Raw genomic sequence first — 23,719 nt, forward strand, 5'->3', positions numbered from 1 at the left:
TTATTAGTCATAAGTAGGTGGACACAATTAAAGTGAACGGTTGAGATTAGGGAACAGGGAACAGGGAACAGGGAACAGTAAGGGTTTGAGGGCAATTTGCAAAACTTAACACAGTACCGTTTTCTTTTGTCCGACTACTTAGCCGTATCGATAAAGCCTTTGTCGAGCCTCTGGTAACGGATTTCCGCAGCCGCAAAGGGATTGAGTTGTCGTAACCATGGATAGAGGGGTTTAGATGAATGAACTAAATAAACAACCTCAGTTTGATGTCTTCATGGCTCACAACAGCAAGGACAAACCGCAAGTGCTAGAGATTGCTGAGCAGCTTAAGCAGCGTGGATTAAAGCCCTGGATAGACATCGAGCAAATCCCTCCAGGAGAATCCTTTCAAAAGGTAATTCAACAAGCGATTCCTAATGTTAAATCTGCTGCCATTTTCTTTGGGCTTGAGGGAACAGGAAATTGGCAAGAAGAGGAAATCCCCGTAATTCTTACTCAATCTCGAAAAGCTAATATTCCTGTCATTCCCGTTTTGCTACCAGGAGTTAACCAACTTCCCGATGATTTGCTGTTTCTCAGTGAACGAAACTGGGTAGCTTTTGCTAGCCGTCTTGATGACATCAAAGCTATGGATTTACTGGAATGGGGGATTACAGGGAAGAAGCCAGGAGCGGAAGGTGAGAATCAAACGACATCTTTATCCTCATCATCGACGGAACAATCTTCAGAAAATGAGTTGCCAGAAGAACCAGAAGACGTGGCGTTAGAGCTACTTCAGCGCCTCCGTCCCCCTCAGTTTAAGAGAGTTTTGTTTTATTACAAATCAGTTAACGAATACGACTTGCCAGACGCTAATGCGCCACAATCGGAAAAAGCAATGGAATTTGTTAGACTAGCAGTTGAGCAAGAAGGAGAATCCCTTTCAAAACTGCTCAATACTATTTATAAAGTTGCTCCCTTTCTGAAAAAGTAGCGTGAATGACTACTCTAGACGACGAACTATTGGAAAAACTCAGAAGACTCAGTAGTGAGCAATTTCAGGCAGTGGTTTTTCGTCTTAAAGATGATATTGAGGAGGCGGAGCTTCCTGGTTCTACGGCTTCTCAATCCGAAAGGGCGATTGAACTGATTAGACTGCTTCAGCTACAGGATAAACTTCAACGCCTCAATAACATCCTGGCTGAACCCGCTATCTCCATCATTGGTGAGCAGTATATCGGCTATGAGATAGAAGCTCAAGTTAAGGGAATTGTTCATGAGTATATCCAGCAACCCTTTGAAGGGCGGGAGGATGAGCAGCGTCAGCTTGATGACTTTGTGCAGCATAATTCCCAGGGGGTGTTGTTAGTAACGGGGGCGGCGGGTTTTGGCAAATCGGCTCTGTTGTCCCATTGGCAACAAACCCAGCAGGAAAATTGTTTCATCGCCTATCACTGTTTTAGTTATCGTTACCAGAAAACGCGCTTAGTCTCGGAAGCCTATCGCCATCTGCTCAAACAACTCTATCTGTATCACAACATTAGGAATGGGCAGTTTCCGAATGATCCAAATCGGATGCGGGATATTCTGGTGGGGATGCTGGAGAAACCTGTCTCGCCAGAGGGTAAGCGTCTGGTGATTGTGTTGGATGGGTTGGATGAGGCTTCAGAAAAGTTGGAGCCGTTTTTTACCAGGCTCGCGGATGGGGTGTTTGTGATTGCTTCAGCACGGGCTGAGGTAGGGGATGAGCCGGAATACCTGCGGAATTGGACAGATAATGCTCAGAGATTGTATCTGAAGCGGCTACGCCGTGAGGCAATTCCCAAGTGGCTGGCGCAAATCAGCGAGTTAGTCACCTATAGCCAGAATCAGGATTTTGTTCAACGGCTGGATGAGATAACTGGGGGATTCCCGCTTTACCTGCGTTATCTGATTGATGACTTGAGACAGGCGGCAATAAAGTGTCAGGATGTGCAGGGGGTACTCCGGAATAGTCCCGGTGGGTTCAAAGCTTATGTCAAAGAACAGTTTCGCCAACTTGCCAAAGTTGAGGAGATTAAGCGACAAGGGGAAGTGCGGGAGTTGTTTGCCTTGCTGTCAGTGGCGTTGGGAGCGTTATCTGAGGATGATATTGAAGCGTTGACTGCGTTGAATGCCTGGGATTTAGCCGATTTACCCTGGCAGGCGACACGGTGGTTTAGTATTCAAACGGGTTGTTATAGTTCTGACTTTTCACGCCATCCAGAAAAATCGATATCAAACCTAACCCCCCAGCCCCCTTCCCACCCCTCTCGTTCTCCCCTACAAGGGGAGATGGCAAAGGATGCTTCGCTTTTTTTTGCACGGAAGGGGGAGAATTCAAAGCAAGGGAACGGGGAGAATTCAAAGCCTCTCTCCTTGCAGGAGAGAGGTTTGGAGAGAGGTTTTCCAGATTCCGTCAAAAGTAAGAATTATAGTTTTGCTCACCCCTTACTCGCCCAGGAGTTTAAAGGAGCGCTGGGGCGTCAGGCGTCTTTGGCGGAAGATAAGTTAATTGACTATTGTGCCAAATGGCAGGACAACCATAGTTCTTATGGGTTGCGGCATTATGCCGAACACTTGGGAAAGGCGAAGCGGTGGGAGGAGTTGTATGCGATCGCACGCGACAAAAATTTTTCATCTGCCCAACAGCAACAGTTATCTGATGAACCTGATTTGCCTCTGAAGACGGTGCAGGCTGCTTTGCTCGGTGCTGCTGAGGAAGACAAGGCAGAGAGAATGGCTGAGTTTGTGCTGGTACACGCACACAGATTGGGGCAGACAAATGCTCAAGAGTCACCACTAGATGCATTGCGATCAGGCAGTCTCAAAAGGGCATGGGTACTGGCGGATCAGTATGAGATTGAGCGCTGTATTCTTTGGTATTTGCTGCTGGCATGGGAGTTGAAGGATACAGACAGATTCAAGGAAGCACGAGAGACACTGGAGCGATTAGAGTGCAAAAAATTACCTCGTTTTTCAGTCCATGCCACTACTCTTTGGCAAGGCAACTATGCTGCTTACTTTCTCGCAAAGCTTTTTGATACAAATGAGGAGGTCTGTACTGGTTTAGTTGGGAAACTTTTTGATAATTACCACCTCCGCCGTCTGTGCAACATTCTTAGGGAGCATAGTAACTTTAGTGCTGCCCTCGAAACTGTACAGGAAATTAGCGATGAATGGGATCAAGTTTCCCAGCTAGGGAGTATAGCCAAAACCCAGGTGACAATAGGACTAAGACAAGCAGCACGAACCACCTATAACATAGCGCTTGAGATTATACGCAAAAAAGCACCAAACCTATTTTCGGTCGAGGAGATGGGTAAAATAGCCAAAGCACAAGTAGAAGAATTAGGTAATCCAGAAGCAGCATGTAATACTTTTGCTGAAGCTCTAGAAATAGCATGGAAGATTCGTAATCACCAGGATCGGGTGAGGGCTTTTATTGCAATGGCAAATAGGCATGTAGAAGTAGGAATGATTGCCAGAGCATTCGATCTTCTTCAAACAATAAATATTCAAGATGAGATAGAAGAATCTTTGAAGATTGAGGTATTAAATGCTACAGCAGAATTAGAAGCAAAAGAGGGAAGGCTCGATAATGCACAACTCACGTTTACTAGTGCAAAAAAAATAGCGCATAGTATTGAGGATGAACAAAAACGGAGTGAGGCTCTAGAAAGAATAGCAAGGGCGCAAGCTCAGGTAATAGAATTTCTCGATAATGCGTTTGAAACTGCTGAGGAGATTGATTATCTTTATTATAAAACGAGTGCTTTACAAGAAATCGTGAGAGTACAGATACAGGCAGAGAATTTTACTGCTGCCCTGTCTACTATAAGTAGGATTGAGGAGCCTAGGAGTAAGGCAAATGCTTTGTGGGGAATAGCACAAGCGCAAGCCGAAGCAAACCCATTAACCGATGATGCACTTGAGACGGCTCAAGCAATTGAAGATCAGCTACAGCGTAGGGAGGCTCTGGTAGCAATCGCAAAAGAACAGGCAAAGGCGGGGAATTTTTCCGGTGCTTATGCGACTATGAGCAGAATTCAGGATAGAAGTAGACGGCAAGAGGTTCTGTTGGCAATAGCATACGCACAGGCTAATGCAGAAAACTATCCTACTGCGCTGGAGGTTGCTGAAGGGATAGACGCTCTGAGACAGATAAAAATTTTAGGTTTTATCGCCAAGAAACTGACAGCAGGCGGGCAAAGTCAAACAGCAAGAGCTAAGTTTGCTACTGCTCTCCAGATTTCACAAGCATTTAAACCTGCATATCTACGAGCGATAGCACTGGCAAATATAGCAGAAGCACAGGTGCAAGTCAGCTTGAACGAGTCAGGAGCGAGTATCGGTAGCATAGGTAATCAGATTGCACAAGAGATTGATAATCCCAGGGAAAAAGCAATCGCTATGGCGATAACAGCAGAGGTATTAGCAAAGGCAGGAAAAATCAAGGCTGCACAAGATATCTTTACTGCTGCCCTTGAGACGGCACACAAGATTGACAATCAATCGGACGGTGTAATCAGTTTCAGAGTAATAGCCGAAGCGCAGGCAAGTGTAGACGTCTTTACTGCTGCCCTTGAGACGGCACAGAAGATCCAACGGCAAGATGAGCAAGCAAAGGTGCTAGCAGCAATTGCTAAAGCGCAGGCAAAAGCAGGACTAGTGGAGGAGGCGCACAAAACTGTTAATACTGCCTTTGAAATCGCTCAAAACTATTATTCGATATGGGGTTCGATAGGCGTTCTTTGTGAAGTTGCTGTAGCCGAAGCTGCAGTAGAACAGAAAGAAGAAGCACTGGAGCTTTTGAGCGAACTCCGTGACCGTGAGGTTGTACGAGAAACTAGGGAGCAAGATAAAAACCTATCGACGATAGCAGTAGCGCATATAAAAATAGGAGAAATCACTACTGCCCTTGAAATTAAAGATGAGATTGAGGATGAATGGGAGCGTGTGAAAGTAATCTCATGGATTGCCTGGGCTGAGTTCAAGAAAGGAGAAAAAGAGGGATTATTAACAACTCTCGCTGCTGCTCTTGAGGCTAAAGGCAAGATTAAGGATGAAGAGAACCGGGTGAAAGCCCTCAGGGCAATTGCCGGGATACAAATAAGAGCTGGAAAAGGTGAGCAGGCGGTAAGAACATTAGAAAAAATTCTTACTGAACGCAACCGTCACTTACCCAATGTCGCTGCTGTTTTTATCGAGACAGGTGATCGGGCGAACTTCAAGCACCTATTAATTCCCTGTGCTTACTATCTGGACGCTGCCTATGAAATGTGCGGATATCTGGCGCGGCTATATCCTGAGAAGGCAACAGATATTGCTAATGTGTTGAGTGAGTTTACCTTGAGTGCGATATAGAAGCTAGTGAATCTATAAAAGCAAGAAATAAACTAATGCCCAAACAAGACCCAGCCAAACTAAAAAAAGTATCCGTAAACCTTCCCTTCGGCATCGGCGGCGCAGAATGGGAAGCGGATGAAACAGAACGAAAAGCCGCTTGGTCACTCTATGTTGAACTGGTTACTCGCATCACGGTACAATCCCTAGAAGCCGACCAAGGACTGCTGCGAGAAGCGCTCAATTCTCTCTATAGTATGTTTGCGATTACCCGGCAAATCCTCAGAGACGCGGGTCCCGATGTGGGCATCTCTTCTAAATCTGTTGGCGGAATTGCGATTGCCGTTCTTAATCAAGGATTGCGCCCCTTTCTATCAAAATGGCATCCCTTATTACAAACCTGGGAAGCCCAGAAACCTGACACAACGAGTCCTAAAGAACATGAGAAAAATTGGTCGTTAGAACCTCAGATGTATGAGGAGTTGCTAATACTGGGAAAGGAGTTACAGCAATATGCTGAGGCGTTGGCGGCGATTGTGGGAGTGGAGGGATGAGGGAGATGGGGTTGTAGAGGTTTCTTGACATTTTCCCCCTCATCCCCTAACCCCTTCTCCATCCCCCCTAACCCCCCTTTGAAAGGGGGGAAGGGAGAAGGGGAACCGGATTTTCTTGCTCTCACAAGGGTAGGTTTTTTAAGCGGTTTTCCCCCTTGTCTTCTTTCCTTCCTTGTCCTCCTTGTTTTGTCCCCCCCTAAAATAAAAAACCTACACCTGTCAAATTCTCTTGCTCCCCTCTCCCCGGCGTGGGAGAGGGGCTGGGGGTGAGGGGTTAAGCGTTTATTTTGATCGCAAGCGTAAGGGGACATTATGAGGATAGATTTTGATCAAGAGACTGAAGCCGTTTATTTCCGACTTAAGGATTCAAGAATTGTTGAGTCTGAAGAAATCAGCCCCGGCATTGTCTATGACTTTGATGAGGATGATACCATTGTGGGTATTGAGATTTTAAATCTAAGTCAAAAAAAACCCGACTCGATCAAAAATGTGAATTTTCATTTCACCCAGGAGGAAAAAAAGCGGTTAAGAGATATTTTAGGTTGGCTTAAGCTGTTCGGCATTTAAACCTTAATATCAATAATGGCGCAATCCTTGCCGTAGTGCGTTAAGCGAAGCCATGCCGCAGGCTTTGCATCTTGCTCGCTGCATTGAGCATCTTGCTCGCTACTAATACCCAATTTAAATGCATGACAGCTTACCCTGGTTTAAATCTCTAAAGCTAGGCGTTGAAGCACTAAAGTGCTTACTACAAACAAAGCCCTTTTTTTGCGGGAAAAGGGCGCACGTCGGGAAAAGGGCGCACGTCGGTGCGCCCCTACGGTTCTAATCCACTACCCCGTATCTTATTCAAGAATAGATTTGAGCCGAAAATACCCAATCTGACAGGCTGAATAATCGCATTGATTCAAATACTCTAATGGATGCCATTCATTCTGGCTAATCGCTTCAAAATAGCTGCCATCTTGCTGTGCCTTTTCCGGTTCTACACCCGTTACATCGGCATAATACAGATAACAAATTTCATTGGTTTGAGTCCCGACAATATATTTTCCCAAGGGTAGAACCTGAACCGAAAATCCCGCTTCTTCATGCACCTCTCTAATCGCCGCTTCCTCTGGCGATTCCCCTGCATCAATACCCCCAGTAATGGGACAAGGATAGAGTTTATGCTCTTGATTAATATCGGGAATATGGATACAAAGGGGCTGCTGTCTAATCAAAACCTGATAATTTCCTGGGTTACTCTGACTTTTTCTAATCAGAAATATCGCCACAGAATCTCGCCCCTTTCGTTCTAGGTAATGATACCCCCAAGCTGTTTCCTTAACTGTAATCCAATCGGTACTAAAAATAATTTTCTCTTTACTCATCATCAGTTATACATCAATTATAGGAGCAATTGTAGGGGCGGGTTTAGCCACTCACTCTACTTGTCACCCCTAAACAAACAACAAAACCCGCCCTACTCCACCAATCAATCCACGAAAAAACGCCCAAAAATCATACATTAAGATAGATAAGTAGAGTTAGCTTGACAGAAATGCAACGTCGTGTAAATAAGACAATCCACTTCAAAGCTATTACCTTGGGTATCTCCATGGGGTTAGCCCTATTCCCTGGCAAACTTCTTGCCAACGAACTGCCACCCCTACCCCAAACCAACGCTCAAGGTGATTATACCGCCTCCGCGAATAGCTGGTGGAGTTGGCAGGTTGTTGATCCTGATCCCAGAGGATTGAATTGTCGCATCTCACCAGAATTCCGCCAATTTTGGCTAGAAGACTTTCGCCCTGGTGGTTGGCAAGATGATTTTAATATCGGAGAATGGTCTGTGGTACGACGTTTCCCTAAACAGACGGTTCTCATTGCTGACAACGCGCCTGCTGGTGCAACAATTATTAAAGATGAACGGGGTTTACCCTGGGTAAAAGTAATCATTGATATGCCAACCGCCAACAACCAAATGAATGACATTTGTTTCGTGCGGGCTAATTCCAGGTACATTCGTCCCGTTAAAACTAGCGTTCCCTATCTTTCATTATGAAGCCAAGCTGCTGTTCGTTCGTAGTAGGCACTTTAGTGCCTTAATCGGGATTGCTGAATCAGGATTGTGGTGAAGGAAAGGGAACAGGGAACAGGGAACAGGGAACAGTTTTCTCATAATACCTTAGTGGAGACAAAGCAGAAGACAGAAGACTTAAAGAAAAAAGTACCCAAGGGCTTAAGACGGTTGAACCTGTTGCCGTACCCAAGCGCGAAACGCTTGTTCTGCTTCTACTTCATCCTGTTGAGCTTGTTCGAGAAAGTCGTAGAGGTTTTCTTTGGTAATAAAAGGAAAAGTTAGACTAGATTCTACTTCCTGATATTGTCCAGCTTGCCATTGATAAATTCGCCAAATCCGCCCGTTATAGCGCCAAAATTCCGGGACTCCCAAACTGGCGTAGAGTTGTAATTTGTCAATATCGGTATGGGTGATATCAATTTCAACCACTAAATCCGGCGGTGGATCATGTTGGAGATCTACCTTGCGCCCAGCGACGCAATGTTGATTTTGAATATAATAAGCATTGTCCGGTTCTGGACTGCGATCGAGGTCTTCTCGTTCTAAGGTAGTCGATCCCATCGTTTTGATTTTTAATCCCATTTCGACCACTAAAATGCGAATAAATAATTCAATTAGTCGAGCCGCAAATTCGTGGTCTTCTAAGGGCATAGTAATCTCCAGAATACCAAGATTGTAAGTGAGGCTGGCAGCGCGATTTTCGCCTAAAGCGTGGAGGATTTGCTGGTAAGCTTGCCAGTTGAGATGGTGAAAGGTTACTCGCTTTTCACCAATAGGTTGGGAACTGGTTGGCAGGGGAACTGAACTAACCATGGTTGTCATTGGGTATCGCTTGTTTCTATGGTAATCGAGCGATCGCGTCGGCTTGTAGTAAGGGCTTTAGCCCTAGATTCTGTTGGGTAACAGGCAACAGGGGAATGTCCTAACGTATCCTCGTAGTGCCATAGCAAAAAAAGGACAGCGTATGCTAACGCTGCCCTCAAGATGATGATGATTATTACCGAACTAAGAACTAGACGATCGCGGCCATCTTCACGTCGTTTTCGGCTAACAGTTCTTGCAGTTCCTCTGCATCAACGGTTTCTTTCTCAATCAGCATGGCAGATAATTTGTCCAAGATGTATTTGTTACCCACCAAGACATCTTTCGCCCGCTGATAGGCTTCATCCACCAACTGACGCACCTCTTCATCAATCGTCGCCGCCGTGCTGTTGGAGAAATCCCGATCTGAGGCAATGTCCCGTCCTAAGAACATATTGCCATTTTGCCTTCCTAGTGCCACAGGACCCAAGCGATCGCTCATTCCGAAGCGCATGATCATTTGTCGGGCGACACGGGCGACTTGTTGTAAGTCGTTAGACGCCCCCGTCGTCACTTCTTCTTCACCGAAGATAATTTCCTCAGCAATTCGACCCCCTAAAGCCACCGCCATTTGATTTTGCAGGTAGGAACGGGAATATAACCCGGAATCCATCCGGTCTTCACTGGGCGTAAACCAGGTTAATCCACCCGCCCGACCGCGTGGGATAATACTAATTTTCTGCACTGGGTCATAATCGGGCATTAATGCACCCACTAAGGCGTGACCCGCTTCATGATACGCCACTAACCGCTTGCGCTTCTCGCTCATCACCCGGTCTTTCTTCTCCGGTCCAGCCAATACCCGGTCGATGGCGTCATTCACCTCATCCATGGAGATTTCGGTGAGGTTGCGCCGTGCGGCTAAAATTGCGGCTTCGTTGAGCAAGTTTGATAAATCAGCACCGGTGAACCCAGGAGTCCGACGGGCAATTTTCTCTAAGTCTACATCCTTGGATAAAGTCTTGCCGCGAGCGTGAACGTTGAGAATTTCCAAGCGTCCGGCGTAGTCGGGGCGATCCACAACCACCTGACGGTCAAACCGACCAGGGCGCAATAATGCTGCATCCAGAACATCAGGACGGTTGGTGGCGGCAATAATAATGATACCCGTATTGCCTTCAAACCCATCCATCTCAGTCAGTAACTGGTTCAGGGTTTGTTCCCGCTCATCGTTACCGCCGCCTAAGCCAGCACCCCGTTGACGACCAACGGCGTCAATTTCATCGATAAATACGATACAGGGCGCACTATTCTTGGCTTGCTCAAACAAGTCGCGGACACGAGACGCACCCACACCGACGAACATTTCCACGAACTCAGACCCGGAAATGGAGAAGAAGGGTACACCAGCTTCCCCAGCAACAGCACGCGCTAACAGGGTTTTACCTGTTCCCGGAGGTCCAACTAGCAGCACCCCTTTGGGAATTTTCGCACCAATGGCGGTGAAGCGATCGGCGTTTTTGAGGAAGTCAACCACTTCGTTGAGTTCCAGCTTGGCTTGCTCAATCCCGGCGACATCGCCAAACGTGACCTGGGTTTGCGGTTCCATTTGGACTCGGGCTTTGGACTTACCGAAGTTCATCGCCTGAGAACCTGGACCATTTTGCGCCCGTCGCAGTAAGAAGAATAAACCCACCAGCAGCAGGATGGGGAAGAAGAGTCCGCTCAGAGTTCTGAACCAGAATCCATCATCACTCTGAGGTCGAACTTTAATATCTACGTTATTGGTGGTCAGAATACTGATTAATTCTGGATCGTTAGGCAGGTTGACCTGGTACTGGGTACCGTCTTGAGCGGTTACCATTGCCTGAGTGCGGTCAGAACTGAGCTGAACGATCTCAACCTTATTGCTCTTAACGTTATCAATGAACTGGTCGTATCTCCAACTTTCCCGCGTTTGGGACGGTTGGTCTAAAAATGCTGTTGCCAAGGCGATGACTACTATCGCTAGTAGTGCATAAAGCCCCGCATTTCTCCATTTCTTATTCACTACTGATTTCCTCCTAAGACTTAGGATGTGATCTGATGGCGTCGAATCGGCTGATTATATTAACTAATGTTAACGTCTATCAGACTATTTGGCGAAGTTGGTTCTTGGTAAACCGGGAAAATTCGCTAATTTTCTCTTGATGTGGTATAATGGGAGACTGTAATTATTTTTGATAATCCCCAAATAAACGCTGCAACGGTGCTAAACCCCCAGCACAGGAACGATACTCAAACCGTTGATCTGCCGTAAGAACGGTGTGAATCGGGATGATTTCCATCACACTATTGGTATAAGCGATCGCGTCAAACGCCTGCACTAATTTTGGAGTCCAGGGGACTTGGCAAATTTTTAATCCTTGTTGTTCAAGGCGACTAATGAGATGCGATCGCGCTACTCCCGGTAATATTCCCCCATCAATCGGCGGTGTCCACCAGCAGCCGTCTTTAGCGCCCCAAAGATTCCCTGTACTCGTTTCCAACCAATTCCCCTGATCATCAACTAATATAGCCTCCTGAGCGCCGAGTTGTTGAGCCGTTTGCAGCGCCAGCCATCCGCCCAGATAATTCCCCGTTTTATAGGTGGGTAAAGAACGGCGCAAGTGTGACACTTCAGCTAACCAAGCGATAACCCCCTGCTGTTGGCGTTCGCTTAAATCAGCAGGGAGAGGACGCCCCGTAATCCATTCTCGCCCATCCGGGAAAACCACAATTCTCAACACCGGAAACGAGGGGAGTAATTGTTTGGCACCGTAGCGGATGCGTTCCCAGTCTGGGAATTGCCAGTCAAACACCTGTAAACTTTGACGTAAACGCGCACAATGGGCGTCCCAATGGGTTAAAGGGTGGGAGAGGGAAGAGTGATAAACGCGCAGAGTGGTAAAGGTTGTCGCGCCGTAAATCAAGCCCGGATCATTAATGGCGAGTTCGATGCGATCGCCTAGAATAAGTTTACCGTTATACCAATAACTGAATTTCGTCATTTGTCATTCGTCATTTGTCATACTCGCTTCGCGAGAAGCAAGCTACGTCATTTGTAAGGTAGTGCCGTGGCACACCTTATTTGGTGGATTAGAATTGTAGGGGCGCAAGGCTTGCGCCTGGTTTAACCCTTCGACTTCGCTCAGGGTTAAACGTCAAATCTATTCCATAATTTTAGCTGTGTAAGTCCACTAGGGCGGGTTTTGTTGTTCATTTATTGGTGAATAGCCGAATTTAGTCCCTAAACCCGCCCCTACAGTATTTCCGCCACGTTGCAGTAGTCTACCTGCGCGGACTGGGTTATAACGGCGGTAGTTAACCCGAATTTGATTCTATAGCACTACGCACTCTAGTTAGGACATATCCAGAAAAATTCAAATCGTTCAATCTCTTAATGAGTAAGTGTTTTTCTTCACTATTGCCCATTGCCTATTGCCTATTGCCTAGCGCGTAGCGCTATATACAAATAAACCGCCTATTGTAATTTCGCGATCGCGCCTTTTTCAACTAACAGTTTTCCCGTCTGTAAATCCTTGACTGTCGCCACTAACACCCGCCGTTCATCTACCTCAAACTGGACGGAAATTCGGTCAACTCCCACTTGTCCCGGTGGATCTAAATGTGCCACACAAACCTGTTCGCGATCACTATCCAAGGAACGATACGCCGCTTGCTTGGATAACTGACTACTGGTCATCCGTCCTAAACTATCATAGGTCACTTCAGCTTGTGCCATTTCTGCGACTTCGCCAATATCCAAACGTATTTCCCGTTGTCCTTCAAGGGCGACTTGTAAGGTTAACGGTTCCCCACGTTCACAGGGATATTGCATCCCTTTTTCAAATAATGTGAAATAGGAATAACTTTTAGCATAAGGTTCCCATAAGCGAATGGCATAACTGTGGCGCAAATAATCATCCACACTTGCCACTTGATTTAACGCTAATGCCCCATGCGCCACGGCTTCAAAGGGCTTATCCAACTTAACCTTTGTCTTGCCAAAATAAGATCGAATCAACTGCTGGACAGCCGGAATTAAACAACTCCCTCCCACTAACAACACCTGTTCAATATCACTCTTACTAATTCCTTTGCCTAAGGCGATCGTCAAAACTTCATCCAACGCTTCCCGCAATTGTTCCAAAAACTGGCGATCTTCCAGAATTTCTTCTAATTTATCCCGATCCAGTTGCAAGTTGTATGAGGTAAATGTCTCTTCATCTAACCAACTTTCCTTTGCCTCCTGAGTATTAGATAAGCGAATCTTTAACCGTTCAGCTAACTCCAATAAATTCTGCCACCCCACCTCACCAATCTCTTCCCTTGACCATCCTTGCTGATGCAAATAGTCTTCAACAATCCAACTATCCACATCTTCCCCCCCGATGTATGCATCGGATTTCGCCAACACTTCCGCCCGTAATACTGTTTCGCGTTGGCGCTTGGCTGCATCCAATTGAGGTGCAGTGCGAACTAAACTTAAATCCAGCGTTCCACCACCAAAATCTACCACTAATACCAAGGAACTGGGACGCTGTACTGCATAGCCTAACGCCGCTGCTGTGGATTCATCCACCAGTTTAATTTGCTCCACATCCAGGCGACGTGCCACCTCGCGAAACCAATCTAAATAGCGCTCGAATGCGCCCACAGGTACAGTTAAAATAAGCTGAGAGGGGTTAATTTTTTGGGCTTTGAGTTGCTGCCAGATGGATTGAATAAATTGTTCGGAAACCGATTCAGCGGTGTAGGATTCACCATTAATGATACGCGGAGGCGGTTGAAAATCAGCCGCTAGATCTCGTTTAAAGCCTTTGAAAAAGCGAGTCGGTTGAGATTGTCCTAAGCGCTGGGAACGAACTTGTTCTCCTAGGAGTATTTGGTTATTGTCTTTGATAAAAACTAGGGTGGGAATGACAGGGATATCTGGCTCACTTGAGTTCGTTTTAAACAAGCGAGAGAGTGAACCGAGTCGGATAGTTTTGGGACTGTTGGTATCGGCTTCAAGTATACTGACAACTGTGTTGCTTGTACCGAAGTCAATGGCAACTGTATTTGTCATTTGTCATTTGTCATTTGTCATTTGTTAAATAGTTATCGCAATCAAAAGGTAGTCAGGGCGGGTTTTGCACAAAAGTTATCATTAACAGCTAAACAAAAGTCCCTAAACCCGCCCCTACACACTCATTAATGTGACACTCCCCTCGGTAAGTTACGACTTACTTTAGCAGGACAAAGTATTCGATCATGATCTCGATAACCAACAAATCGAATATAAACGAGTTCTCCTTCTGTGATATCGTCAACATCAGGTTGGTGCAGTTGGGAATTAAAGGGAACCTGTTCCCAAGGTTGACCAATGGGTTCATATCCCCAACTGTCGATTAGATTTTCTAATGGAGTCAAGAGGGCGACTAAATTTTTAGCAGGTAAATCCGGGCGTTCTTCAGTCATCCGGCAAGCGGTGGGATAATTAGTCAGTAGGGGGCGTAGTTGTTCAAAGGTGGTATCTTGGATATCTGTCGATAATTGCTGCGATCGCGCTTCGAGTTCATCCCGTAGCCGCTGACATTGTGCTTCTAATGCCTGGATTTGAGTGGAGTCAGCAACGGAGAGTGAAGCAGAATGGCTTTCAGGTCTTTTTTTTGGACCAAAGCGACTAATGAGTAAAGTGGTTAAGACAAACCACAGCAGTAAACCTAGCCCCAAGAGGTTAGGGTCATTAACCATCGTACCTCTCCTTTTAGTATTGATTGAGGGTCGTGGTTTGATCCGTGGTTAGGGTTTCGTCACCTTCATAGTATTCTGGCAGCAATTCTTGGGTTTCCACCTCTCCGAGATCTGCTTCAATTCCTTTAGTGGTTTCGGTACAACGTGATCCGGTAGCACCGATGACGGTTTCGGTGATTTTGCCATCTTTGCCAATGCGATATTCGATCTTTTGATACTCTGCCATAATTCTTACCGAACCCAACAATTAACTACAGTTTAAAGGACTAAGACGGAGCAACGTGTCATACTACTCGAATAAGCTCTAAGCTGTGATGCATTTAAATGGGGTATTAGTAGCGAGCAAGATGCTCACACTACAAGGATGAGAGCCATTCTTGACATTAAGGTTTAAACGCCCAACAGCTTACTCTAACTACTTTCATCTTCCCCATCTTCCCCATCTTCCCCATCTTCCCCATCTTCCCCATCTTCCCCATCTTCCCCATCTTCCCCATCTTCCCCATCTTCCCCACACCCCTGACTTAGGTTAATGGTGGAGTATTGGCACGATACCAGGCATCGAGTGCTAGTTGATGTACCTCGCGCCAAGATAAATTATAGTCTCGTGCGATCGCGGCACAGTCTTCATACTCTGGTTGCACGTTAGCGATCGCACTTTGAACTCCGGAAGCGCGACTGGCTACTTTTACCCGCACTTTGCCATACTTGGTCTCGACTCGCTGAATTTCCCGTTGCAGAATTGTGCGTTGCTGAGTGAAGTGGCGAATGCCCAGGGTTGTAGTCTCTCGAAATAAAATATCTTCACAAACGGTTAATCTATCGGGGGGACAGATCACCGTGAGTAATATCCCAGGACGAGATTTTTTCATGCCAATCGCTTGGGTGAATACATCCAACGCCCCAGCATTGAATAACACCTCGAAGACATACCCAATCACTTGGGGATTTAAGTCATCAATTTGGGTTTCTATCACACAAACGGTTTCTTGGCAAGGGTAATCCGTGATAGAATCAGTCCCCTCTTGTCCTCGAAACTGAATTCCCAACTCTGAAGCTTCGCCAATCCAAAGTCGCAGGATATTCGGAATTGCCAATTCACTGGTTCCGGCGCCATGACCAATCTTATGAATAATCATTGCTGGCGGAGGTCCAAATTGAGTAGCAAGGGTGACCGCAATGGCTGCACCCGTGGGCGTGACTAATTCGCGATCGATGCCGTTACTATAAATGGGGACTTGCCGAGATTCCCATAATTTTAAAACGGCCGGAACCGGAACAGGCAATCGACCGTGGGCAGCTTGTACTGTACCACCGCCTGTGGGTAAGGGAGAACAGTAGAGTCGGTCAATGCCCAACCAATCCAACCCTAAACAAGTGCCAACAATATCCACTAAGGCATCTGTCGCGCCCACTTCATGAAAATGCACGGTTTCAGGTGTCATCCCATGAATTTCCGCCTCTGCTTCTGCCAAGTTGCGGAAGATTGCCAAACTCCAATCCACGACTTGTGAGGGTAATCCAGCCGTTGTAATTAGATGTTCAATATCTGCTAGGTGTCGGCTATGCTCATGGTCTGACGGTTCAGCGTGATCATGGTGATCCGTTTGAGTGAGCAAATTCACATGGACTTTAGTGGCTAATTGACCTTGGCGGTGGACTGATTCTGACTCTAACCGATACTCCTGGTCAATTCCTAGCCCTTTTAACTTTTCACTTAAATACTCTAACGGCACTCCTGCTGCCACGAGTGCCCCTAAGCACATATCACCAGCAATTCCACTCTGACAGTCGAGGTAGGCGAGCTTTGGCATTACGTTTTGAATCCTGAAGGGTCTACATCTATTGTAGGGAACGGGGAATGGGGAGCAGGGGGAGATGGGGGAGCAGGGGAAGCAGGGGGAGCAGGGGGAGATGGGGGAGCAGGGGGAGCAGGGGGAGCAGGGGGAGCAGGGGGAGCAGGGGGAGATGAGGGAGCAGGGGGAGATGGGGGAGATGGGGGAGATGGGGAAGGACAAATGACCAATAACGATTAAAAATGCTTTAAGTATTGTTACTTTGGCGTGGTATGATCGCCTATGGCTAGATGCGATCCAGCCAAATTTAGATGGACTAGCGTTTGCTGCTGCCTGTGAACTTGTCAGACGACTCTGTACAACCCAAGCCCACACCCGAGGAAAGTCCACCAGGGAGTTCTCAGACTTCCCCTGAAAATTCCTCAATGCAAGAGTACTACCAACTTAAACAAACGTTGTTGTCAGTCACTCTAGCAATGACAGGGGTGGTTTTTGTCTCTGTCTGGATTTTTTACTCACTCAACATCGCCTTGAATTATTTGATCGGGGCGTGCGTTGGTGTGGTTTACTTGAGAATGTTGGCGAAAGACGTTGAGCGGTTAGGTGTCCAAAAGAGGCGTCCGAGTTCAACTCGGTTGGCTTTATTGATTGGACTATTAGTCGTTGCCAGTCAATGGCAGAGTTTACGCATTCTGCCCATATTTTTAGGATTTCTGACGTATAAAGCTGCGCTCATTGCTTATATGCTGCAAAGCACCTTGTTGCCTACGTCGAAGTAAGTTCCCGTTATCAGGACAGCCAACGCTTGTGAAAAGTAGGGTAGACTACACCCGAACTTAACGCCTGTGGACAAAGGAGTCAACTCCCTTGGGTGAAGCAGGAAACAGAAAAAGCAATTGTTCAATGGACAATTGTGAATCAAGTCTGTGTAGTCATTTCAACCAAAGGATAAAAGATAGCTGGGGAAATCTCCGGATGGAAGTCAACTTCCCCGCCCATAGCCTAGCTATGGACGAGGCTTGAAAATTTCCCATTGTAGTTTATGGCGCGGCTTTCTAACCGCCCATACACAGTATGGACGAGGTATCCAGCCGCGAAAGAAAGAAGGATGATAGATGGTTTGGCGTTCTATAATGCTTTCCCCCTTGCTGAATTAGAAGTTGGTCAGCATCTGTACTGGCATATTGGTAATTTGAAGGTTCATGGTCAGGTGTTTATTACCTCCTGGGTCGTGATTGCCATTCTTATCATTGCCTCGATTGCTGCTACCCGAAACATTCAGCGCATTCCTAGTGGTCTCCAAAATTTTATGGAGTATGCCCTGGAATTTTTGCGGGATTTAGCCAAAAATCAGATCGGGGAGAAAGAGTACCGTCCCTGGGTGCCGTTTGTGGGGACGTTATTTTTGTTCATTTTTGTGGCAAATTGGTCTGGGGCACTTGTTCCCTGGAAGCTGATTGAGCTACCCGAAGGTGAATTAGCGGCACCAACCAGTGATATTAATACTACAGTGGCGTTTGCGCTGCTGACCTCCTTAGCGTATTTTTACGCGGGTCTGAGCAAGAAGGGCTTGGGGTATTTTGCTGGTTATGCTCAACCAACTCCCATCCTGCTGCCGTTTAAGGTTCTGGAAGATTTTACCAAACCTCTCTCCCTCAGTTTCCGTCTGTTTGGCAACATTTTGGCAGATGAACTGGTGGTGGCAGTATTGGTGTTGTTGGTTCCCCTGTTCGTACCTCTCCCGGTGATGGCATTGGGTTTATTTACCAGTGCGATTCAGGCGCTGATCTTTGCTACCCTAGCAGCGGCTTATATCGGAGAGGCGATGGAAGACCATCACTAGCGATTTGAGGCTAGTGATCAAGATTTGCCACTTCCTTCTGATGAACAATCAAAGAATTCGGCTGTGTCTAGCGAATTAGTTTAGGGTAAGCGTTTCACGCACGTTTGTTTGTTATTTAGTCAAAAGTCAAAAGCGAGGAAAAATATCATGGACCCATTAATTTCTGCTGCATCTGTTATTGCTGCTGCTTTAGCTGTTGGTTTAGCGGCAATCGGTCCAGGAATCGGTCAAGGTAATGCGGCAGGACAAGCTGTAGAAGGGATTGCCCGTCAGCCTGAAGCTGAAGGAAAAATTCGGGGAACCTTACTACTGAGTTTGGCATTCATGGAAGCGCTGACAATTTACGGTTTGGTGGTTGCTCTCGTCTTATTATTCGCTAACCCCTTCTCGTAACGCTTTATGCCACAAGAGCATTCAGACCCCAATGGCTGAGGTCTGGATGCTGTTGATCTGGAGGGTTATTGAAATCGACAACGCTATCCCATCCCAACTAAAAAGCTAACGATTTTGTGCGCTGTGGGATTACCAAAACATCATGATACATTGGACAATTTTACTAGCTGTTGAAGCAGCAGAAGAGGCAGCCGAAGGAGGGTTATTTGATTTTGATGCCACCCTACCTCTGATGGCATTGCAATTTTTAATTTTGGTGGCGATATTGAATGCGGTTTTTTATAAGCCACTCAGTAAAGCCATTGATGGACGGGATGACTACATCCGCCAGAACCGATTAGAAGCACGGGAACGGTTAGAAAAAGCTCAGAATCTGGCGAAACAGTATGAGCAAGAACTAGCAAACACTCGTCGCAAGTCACAAGAGACTATTGCCGCTGCTCAAGCTGACGCTCAGAAAATAGCGGCTGATAAAATGGCTCAAGCTCAAGCAGAAGCCCAGGCACAACGAGAGCAAGCCCAAAAAGAAATTGACCAACAAAAAGCTGAAGCGATGACATCCTTAGAACAAGAAGTGGATTCGCTTTCGCGTCAGATTCTGGAAAAACTTGTTGGACCAGAGTTGGTTAAGTAATGTCGGCTTTATCCGGGTAGCGAAGCAGGGGTTTGCGAGAGGTTAACCCCTAGTCTTTTGTCTGTGGTGTGATCAAAAATAACGCCGGACGAAAGAAAATTATAGCCCGTTTAGACGTTACCCAGCGTTAGCGGTAAAGCCGCATAGCAGTTCTCAATTAAAGCAGGTGTATATGGCTATTATGGGTAGTTTTTCAATGTTAGCTACCGCAGAAGGAGGATTTGGTATCAACCTCGATATTTTAGAAACCAATGTAATTAACTTGGTGATTATTATCGGGGTACTGATTTACTTTGGGCGATCATTTTTAGGGAATACCCTATCGGAGCGACGTTCCAGTATTGAAGAATTAATTAGCGATGCCGAAAAGCAGAAGGACGACGCCGCTGCCGCCTTAGCGGATGCCCAGCAAAAGCTGGCACAAGCGCAAGCGGAAGCCGAAAAGATTCGGGCAAAAGCAGAAGAAAATGCCAACGCCGCTAGAGAATCAATTTTGGCTGCATCGGCTAAAGATGTGGAACGGATGAAAGCGTCAGCCGTTCAGGATTTAAACTCAGAACGGGAACGTGCGATCGCACAACTTCGCCAGCAAGTGGTCGCCCTAGCTATGGAGCGTGTCGAGTCGCAACTCAAAAGTCAGTTGGATGACTCGGCACAGCATACCTTGGTTGACCGCAGCATCGAGCGAGTAGGAGCCAGATAATCATGAAAGGAAGTTCATTTAGTGCTGAGGTAGTTGAGCCGTATGCAGAGGCTTTGATGTCTCTGGCTCAAGAACATAACCTCGTGGATAAATTCGGTGAAGACGTTGCCGCGTTGCTCGATACTTTGAAAGAATCAGAGGAATTGGAGCAATTTTTAGGCAATCCGATTGTCAAAGCCGATGACAAAAAAGCTGTCTTAGAACAAATCACCGGGGATCAAATTCACCCCTACATGGTGAATTTTTTAAAGATTCTCGTAGAGCGGCGGCGCATTCTGTTTCTGAGAGACGTATGTAAGCAGTATCAGGCACTTTTGCGAGAGTTAAAACAAGCGGTTTTAGCTGAAGTCGTCTCCGCTGTTGAACTCAATGACGACCAAAAGCAGGCGGTGCGTCAAAAAGTTCTCACCATGACCAATGCCCAAGATGTAGAACTAGATACCCAAGTTGACGCCGATTTACTCGGTGGTGTGATTATTAAAGTGGGGTCTCAAGTGGTTGATGCCAGTCTGCGTGGACAACTGCGTCGTATTGGTGTGAGCTTGAGTCGTTCGACTTAAATGTCAAACGTCATGTTCCAGATGTAGCCGTCTACGTCTGTGATAAGTCATAAGCTAAATTCACTAGGCAAATGACGAATGACATAAGACATAAGACATAAGACAAATGACAAAAAAGTAGAGGGATTAGTTGAATGGTAAGCATTAGACCCGACGAAATTAGCAGCATTATTCGTCAGCAAATCGAACAATACGACCAAGAGGTCAAAGTCTCTAACGTTGGTACCGTTCTGCAAGTTGGTGACGGTATTGCCCGGATCTATGGCTTAGACCAGTGCATGGCTGGGGAATTGGTAGAGTTTGAAGATGGTACCGTTGGGATCGCCCTGAACCTGGAAGAAGATAATGTCGGCGCGGTACTCATGGGTGAAGGGCGCGACATCCAGGAAGGGAGTTCTGTAACAGCTACCGGGAAAATTGCTCAGGTTCCCGTGGGTGAAGCACTCATTGGTCGCGTTGTCGATGCGTTGGCACGACCGATTGATGGCAAGGGAGAGATTCAAACTGGAGAATCTCGTCTGATTGAATCCTCGGCACCCGGTATTATTGCACGGCGTTCTGTCCATGAACCCCTCCAAACCGGGATTACCGCGATTGACGCCATGATTCCTGTCGGACGGGGACAACGGGAGTTAATTATTGGCGATCGCCAAACCGGAAAAACCGCGATCGCGATCGATACGATTCTCAACCAGAAAGAAGAAGACGTTATCTGTGTCTACGTCGCCGTGGGTCAAAAGTCATCCACCGTGGCTCAGGTTGTCGGTGCCCTGGAAGAGAGAGGGGCATTAGATTACACCGTTGTCGTTGCCGCTAACGCCAGTGACCCTGCGACCCTGCAATATCTGGCACCCTATACGGGAGCGTCTATTGCCGAATACTTTATGTATAACGGCAAAGCGACGCTGGTTATCTACGATGACCTGTCCAAGCAAGCCCAAGCCTATCGCCAGATGTCCCTGCTGCTGCGTCGTCCACCGGGTCGTGAAGCCTATCCTGGGGATGTATTCTATCTCCACTCTCGCTTGTTAGAACGGGCAGCGAAGTTGAATGACGACTTGGGTGGGGGCAGTATGACCGCGCTGCCAATTATTGAAACCCAAGCTGGTGACGTATCCGCCTATATTCCCACCAACGTGATTTCGATCACTGACGGTCAGATCTTCTTGTCGGCTGACTTATTTAACTCCGGTCTACGTCCGGCGATTAACCCTGGTATTTCCGTATCACGGGTGGGTTCTGCGGCTCAAACCAAAGCCATTAAAAAGGTGGCAGGTAAACTGAAACTGGACTTAGCACAGTTTGATGACCTGCAAGCCTTCGCCCAGTTTGCCTCAGACTTAGACAAAGCCACCCAAGACCAATTGTCACGGGGCGCACGGTTACGGGAACTGCTCAAGCAACCCCAATATTCCCCCTTATCGGTGTATGAGCAAGTCGCGCTGGTATACGCGGGAATCAATGGCTACTTAGATGACATTGAGGTTGAGAAAGTCACCGCCTTTACCAAGGGGCTGCGGGACTACTTGAAAACCAGCAAGCCACAGTTTGCTGAGATTATCAAGGAGAAGAAAGTCCTCACTGAAGACGCCGAAAACATCCTCAAGGAAGCACTGGCTGAGTACAAGCAGACGTTCTTAGTCTCTGCGTAAGTTCATCGTTCAGGGTTCATGGTTCATAGGGAAATAGCTATGAACCCTGGACAATCAACAATTAACAAAACCAACTATGCCTAATTTAAAAGCGATTCGCGATCGCATAAAATCCGTCAAAAATACTCAGAAAATTACCGAAGCGATGCGTCTGGTGGCAGCCGCGAAGGTGCGTCGCGCCCAAGAACAGGTGACATCTACTCGTCCCTTTGCTGATCGCTTGGCGCAAGTCCTCTATGGCTTGCAGAACCGTCTCCGGTTTGAAGACGCCGATTTACCCTTGCTCAAACAACGGGACGTCAAGTCTGTTGGCTTACTCGTCGTGTCCGGCGATCGCGGCTTGTGTGGCGGTTACAATACCAACGTCATCCGCCGTGCCGAAAACCGCGCCAAGGAACTCCAGAAAGAAGGCATCGACTACAAATATGTCTTAATCGGGCGCAAAGCCATCCAATACTTTGAGCGCCGGGATCAGCCGATTGACGCCAAATACACGGGCTTAGAACAAATCCCCACCTCAACCGAAGCCTCAATGATTGCCGATGAATTGCTCTCATTGTTCCTATCGGATACCGTGGATCGGGTGGAACTGGTGTACACCAAGTTTGTCTCCTTAATTAGTTCTCGTCCCGTGGTACAAACCTTATTACCTTTAACCGCCCAAGGATTAGAAGCACAAGATGATGAAATCTTCCGCCTCACCACTCGTGGCGGTGACTTTGAGGTAGAACGGGAAAAAGTGACGACAGAAAATCGTCCTTTACCTCGTGACATGATCTTTGAACAAGATCCGGTACAAATTCTGGATGCCTTGCTACCGTTGTATTTGAACAACCAGTTACTGCGGGCATTACAAGAGGCAGCCGCTAGCGAATTAGCAGCCCGGATGACGGCGATGAACAACGCCAGTGATAATGCGACTGAATTGATTGGCACCCTCAGCCTGTCGTACAACAAAGCGCGACAAGCTTCCATTACTCAAGAAATTCTGGAAGTCGTTGGCGGTGCCAGCGCCCTGGGTGGTTAGCCGTAGGGGAGGTAGGGGCGCAACAGCGCCTATAGTTTAATATTTATGTAGAGACGTAGCAGGCTACGTCTCTACTACTAATATCTCCCCTTCCCAATAATTGCCAAAAGCTGATGAAAACATCAACAGAGCAAAATATATCAACCTTATACAATAAAGATTATCACCTCTGGCTAGAGACAACGATACAACAACTCCGCTCCAGAGAATTTACTCATGTTGATTGGGAAAATTTATTGGATGAATTGGAAAGCATAGGAAAAAATAACAGAAGAGTGGTTAAAAGTCTCTTGACCCGACTTTGGGAACACTTGCTCAAGCTGCGTTACTGGGAATCAGAAAAAGAATACAATAAAAATAAGTGGAAATCCGAAATCACTACATTTCGGCAACAGATTCGAGATGAATTGTCAGATAGTCCCAGTTTAAAACCTTACTTAGGGGCTGCTAAATAAGTCTTGTGGTGGGGAGAGGCAATAGGGAATAGGCAATGGGCAATGGTTTTAACATCTCGACTTCGCTCGATGTTGACCCTCTGTCGAGGTAAAATTTGGTGCTGTTGTCGGCGAAAATTCCAGGATGCAAGACGGT

The 23,719-nt window shown here is 46.8% G+C and carries 23 protein-coding genes and 1 pseudogene; 15 read left to right on the top strand and 9 right to left on the bottom strand.

Going from position 1 to position 23,719, the window contains the following annotated elements:
• Positions 1-235: 235 nt before the first annotated feature.
• The 4 genes from RID53_RS14730 to RID53_RS14745 all read left to right on the top strand — a co-directional run bounded on the left by RID53_RS14730 (position 236) and on the right by RID53_RS14745 (position 6,464).
• Positions 236-973, top strand: coding sequence for a toll/interleukin-1 receptor domain-containing protein (locus RID53_RS14730; RefSeq protein WP_446388817.1), 738 nt, complete (start codon positions 236-238; stop codon positions 971-973).
• A 5-nt stretch (positions 974-978) separates the two neighbouring features.
• Positions 979-5,364, top strand: a complete 4,386-nt coding sequence (locus RID53_RS14735; RefSeq protein WP_446388818.1) for an ATP-binding protein — start codon at positions 979-981, stop codon at positions 5,362-5,364.
• 35 nt (positions 5,365-5,399) lie between these two features.
• Positions 5,400-5,897: a hypothetical protein gene (locus RID53_RS14740; RefSeq protein WP_446388819.1), complete on the top strand. Its 498-nt coding sequence runs from the start codon at positions 5,400-5,402 to the stop codon at positions 5,895-5,897.
• 312 nt (positions 5,898-6,209) lie between these two features.
• The gene (locus RID53_RS14745) at positions 6,210-6,464 is read left to right on the top strand and encodes a DUF2283 domain-containing protein (RefSeq protein WP_446388820.1); all 255 of its coding nucleotides are present in this window, start codon (positions 6,210-6,212) and stop codon (positions 6,462-6,464) included.
• A 278-nt stretch (positions 6,465-6,742) separates the two neighbouring features.
• On the opposite strand, the gene RID53_RS14750 is transcribed toward RID53_RS14745, so the two are convergent.
• Positions 6,743-7,270, bottom strand: coding sequence for an NUDIX hydrolase (locus tag RID53_RS14750; RefSeq protein WP_446388821.1), 528 nt, complete (start codon positions 7,268-7,270; stop codon positions 6,743-6,745).
• 170 nt (positions 7,271-7,440) lie between these two features.
• Between RID53_RS14750 and RID53_RS14755 the strand changes: the two genes are divergently transcribed.
• On the top strand, positions 7,441-7,944 hold the full coding sequence (locus RID53_RS14755; RefSeq protein ID WP_446388822.1) for a hypothetical protein: 504 nt from the start codon (positions 7,441-7,443) through the stop codon (positions 7,942-7,944).
• A gap of 177 nt (positions 7,945-8,121) precedes the next feature.
• Here the strand turns inward: RID53_RS14755 and RID53_RS14760 are convergent, their stop codons facing one another.
• From RID53_RS14760 to larC, 8 genes are all read right to left on the bottom strand, one after another.
• Positions 8,122-8,775 carry a Uma2 family endonuclease gene (locus tag RID53_RS14760; protein ID WP_446388837.1) on the bottom strand — a complete coding sequence of 218 codons (654 nt, stop codon included), beginning with the start codon at positions 8,773-8,775 and terminating at the stop codon, positions 8,122-8,124.
• Between the two features lie 199 nt (positions 8,776-8,974).
• Complete coding sequence (gene ftsH3, locus RID53_RS14765) at positions 8,975-10,813, bottom strand: ATP-dependent zinc metalloprotease FtsH3 (protein WP_446388823.1); 1,839 nt, start codon at positions 10,811-10,813, stop codon at positions 8,975-8,977.
• A 163-nt stretch (positions 10,814-10,976) separates the two neighbouring features.
• Positions 10,977-11,792 carry an aminotransferase class IV gene (locus RID53_RS14770; RefSeq protein WP_446388824.1) on the bottom strand — a complete coding sequence of 272 codons (816 nt, stop codon included), beginning with the start codon at positions 11,790-11,792 and terminating at the stop codon, positions 10,977-10,979.
• Between the two features lie 473 nt (positions 11,793-12,265).
• On the bottom strand, positions 12,266-13,852 hold the full coding sequence (locus tag RID53_RS14775; protein WP_446388825.1) for an Hsp70 family protein: 1,587 nt from the start codon (positions 13,850-13,852) through the stop codon (positions 12,266-12,268).
• A 125-nt stretch (positions 13,853-13,977) separates the two neighbouring features.
• The gene (locus tag RID53_RS14780; protein WP_446388826.1) at positions 13,978-14,520 is read right to left on the bottom strand and encodes a nucleotide exchange factor GrpE; all 543 of its coding nucleotides are present in this window, start codon (positions 14,518-14,520) and stop codon (positions 13,978-13,980) included.
• A gap of 13 nt (positions 14,521-14,533) precedes the next feature.
• Positions 14,534-14,746, bottom strand: coding sequence for a DUF2997 domain-containing protein (locus RID53_RS14785; protein WP_446388827.1), 213 nt, complete (start codon positions 14,744-14,746; stop codon positions 14,534-14,536).
• A gap of 185 nt (positions 14,747-14,931) precedes the next feature.
• A complete protein-coding gene (locus RID53_RS14790) occupies positions 14,932-15,111 on the bottom strand; it encodes a hypothetical protein (RefSeq protein WP_446388828.1) in 180 nt (59 codons plus the stop codon).
• Positions 15,045-16,334 (bottom strand): nickel pincer cofactor biosynthesis protein LarC, encoded by a 1,290-nt coding sequence (gene larC, locus RID53_RS14795; RefSeq protein WP_446388829.1) that lies wholly within the window; start codon positions 16,332-16,334, stop codon positions 15,045-15,047. The genes RID53_RS14790 and larC overlap by 67 nt, the downstream gene beginning before the upstream one ends.
• Positions 16,335-16,340: 6 nt before the next feature.
• Between larC and RID53_RS14800 the strand changes: the two genes are divergently transcribed.
• The 10 genes and pseudogenes from RID53_RS14800 to RID53_RS14845 all read left to right on the top strand — a co-directional run.
• Complete coding sequence (locus RID53_RS14800; protein ID WP_446388830.1) at positions 16,341-16,556, top strand: hypothetical protein; 216 nt, start codon at positions 16,341-16,343, stop codon at positions 16,554-16,556.
• A 185-nt stretch (positions 16,557-16,741) separates the two neighbouring features.
• Entirely contained in the window at positions 16,742-17,095 is a 354-nt protein-coding gene (locus tag RID53_RS14805; protein WP_446388831.1) for an ATP synthase subunit I, read from the top strand.
• A 329-nt stretch (positions 17,096-17,424) separates the two neighbouring features.
• The gene (gene atpB, locus RID53_RS14810) at positions 17,425-18,159 is read left to right on the top strand and encodes a F0F1 ATP synthase subunit A (protein WP_446347960.1); all 735 of its coding nucleotides are present in this window, start codon (positions 17,425-17,427) and stop codon (positions 18,157-18,159) included.
• Positions 18,160-18,306: 147 nt separating this feature from the next.
• The gene (atpE, locus tag RID53_RS14815; RefSeq protein WP_006102085.1) at positions 18,307-18,552 is read left to right on the top strand and encodes an ATP synthase F0 subunit C; all 246 of its coding nucleotides are present in this window, start codon (positions 18,307-18,309) and stop codon (positions 18,550-18,552) included.
• 142 nt (positions 18,553-18,694) lie between these two features.
• Entirely contained in the window at positions 18,695-19,186 is a 492-nt protein-coding gene (locus RID53_RS14820; protein WP_446388832.1) for a F0F1 ATP synthase subunit B', read from the top strand.
• 172 nt (positions 19,187-19,358) lie between these two features.
• Positions 19,359-19,889 (top strand): F0F1 ATP synthase subunit B, encoded by a 531-nt coding sequence (locus RID53_RS14825; RefSeq protein ID WP_446388833.1) that lies wholly within the window; start codon positions 19,359-19,361, stop codon positions 19,887-19,889.
• A 2-nt stretch (positions 19,890-19,891) separates the two neighbouring features.
• Positions 19,892-20,449: an ATP synthase F1 subunit delta gene (atpH, locus tag RID53_RS14830; protein WP_446388834.1), complete on the top strand. Its 558-nt coding sequence runs from the start codon at positions 19,892-19,894 to the stop codon at positions 20,447-20,449.
• A 134-nt stretch (positions 20,450-20,583) separates the two neighbouring features.
• Complete coding sequence (gene atpA / locus RID53_RS14835) at positions 20,584-22,101, top strand: F0F1 ATP synthase subunit alpha (RefSeq protein ID WP_446388835.1); 1,518 nt, start codon at positions 20,584-20,586, stop codon at positions 22,099-22,101.
• Between the two features lie 76 nt (positions 22,102-22,177).
• Positions 22,178-23,128: a F0F1 ATP synthase subunit gamma gene (locus tag RID53_RS14840; RefSeq protein ID WP_446388836.1), complete on the top strand. Its 951-nt coding sequence runs from the start codon at positions 22,178-22,180 to the stop codon at positions 23,126-23,128.
• Between the two features lie 113 nt (positions 23,129-23,241).
• Positions 23,242-23,568 (top strand): annotated as a pseudogene (locus tag RID53_RS14845) (DUF29 domain-containing protein); the annotation flags it as partial.
• Positions 23,569-23,719 lie beyond the last annotated feature (151 nt).

It is taken from the genome of Coleofasciculus sp. B1-GNL1-01, assembly GCF_040220235.1.
Classification (GTDB): Bacteria; Cyanobacteriota; Cyanobacteriia; order Cyanobacteriales; family Coleofasciculaceae; genus Coleofasciculus.

Coding starts and splice junctions, on each gene's coding strand:
- atpA (WP_446388835.1), top strand. CDS start 20,584: ATGGTAAGCATTAGACCCGACGAAATTAGCAGCATTATTCGTCAGCAA.
- RID53_RS14740 (WP_446388819.1), top strand. CDS start 5,400: ATGCCCAAACAAGACCCAGCCAAACTAAAAAAAGTATCCGTAAACCTT.
- larC (WP_446388829.1), bottom strand. CDS start 16,334: ATGCCAAAGCTCGCCTACCTCGACTGTCAGAGTGGAATTGCTGGTGAT.
- RID53_RS14825 (WP_446388833.1), top strand. CDS start 19,359: ATGGCTATTATGGGTAGTTTTTCAATGTTAGCTACCGCAGAAGGAGGA.
- RID53_RS14735 (WP_446388818.1), top strand. CDS start 979: ATGACTACTCTAGACGACGAACTATTGGAAAAACTCAGAAGACTCAGT.
- RID53_RS14750 (WP_446388821.1), bottom strand. CDS start 7,270: ATGAGTAAAGAGAAAATTATTTTTAGTACCGATTGGATTACAGTTAAG.
- RID53_RS14745 (WP_446388820.1), top strand. CDS start 6,210: ATGAGGATAGATTTTGATCAAGAGACTGAAGCCGTTTATTTCCGACTT.
- RID53_RS14820 (WP_446388832.1), top strand. CDS start 18,695: ATGATACATTGGACAATTTTACTAGCTGTTGAAGCAGCAGAAGAGGCA.
- RID53_RS14780 (WP_446388826.1), bottom strand. CDS start 14,520: ATGGTTAATGACCCTAACCTCTTGGGGCTAGGTTTACTGCTGTGGTTT.
- RID53_RS14785 (WP_446388827.1), bottom strand. CDS start 14,746: ATGGCAGAGTATCAAAAGATCGAATATCGCATTGGCAAAGATGGCAAA.
- RID53_RS14840 (WP_446388836.1), top strand. CDS start 22,178: ATGCCTAATTTAAAAGCGATTCGCGATCGCATAAAATCCGTCAAAAAT.
- atpH (WP_446388834.1), top strand. CDS start 19,892: ATGAAAGGAAGTTCATTTAGTGCTGAGGTAGTTGAGCCGTATGCAGAG.
- RID53_RS14760 (WP_446388837.1), bottom strand. CDS start 8,775: ATGGTTAGTTCAGTTCCCCTGCCAACCAGTTCCCAACCTATTGGTGAA.
- RID53_RS14805 (WP_446388831.1), top strand. CDS start 16,742: ATGCAAGAGTACTACCAACTTAAACAAACGTTGTTGTCAGTCACTCTA.
- RID53_RS14755 (WP_446388822.1), top strand. CDS start 7,441: ATGCAACGTCGTGTAAATAAGACAATCCACTTCAAAGCTATTACCTTG.
- RID53_RS14770 (WP_446388824.1), bottom strand. CDS start 11,792: ATGACGAAATTCAGTTATTGGTATAACGGTAAACTTATTCTAGGCGAT.
- RID53_RS14775 (WP_446388825.1), bottom strand. CDS start 13,852: ATGACAAATACAGTTGCCATTGACTTCGGTACAAGCAACACAGTTGTC.
- RID53_RS14730 (WP_446388817.1), top strand. CDS start 236: ATGAATGAACTAAATAAACAACCTCAGTTTGATGTCTTCATGGCTCAC.
- atpE (WP_006102085.1), top strand. CDS start 18,307: ATGGACCCATTAATTTCTGCTGCATCTGTTATTGCTGCTGCTTTAGCT.
- atpB (WP_446347960.1), top strand. CDS start 17,425: ATGATAGATGGTTTGGCGTTCTATAATGCTTTCCCCCTTGCTGAATTA.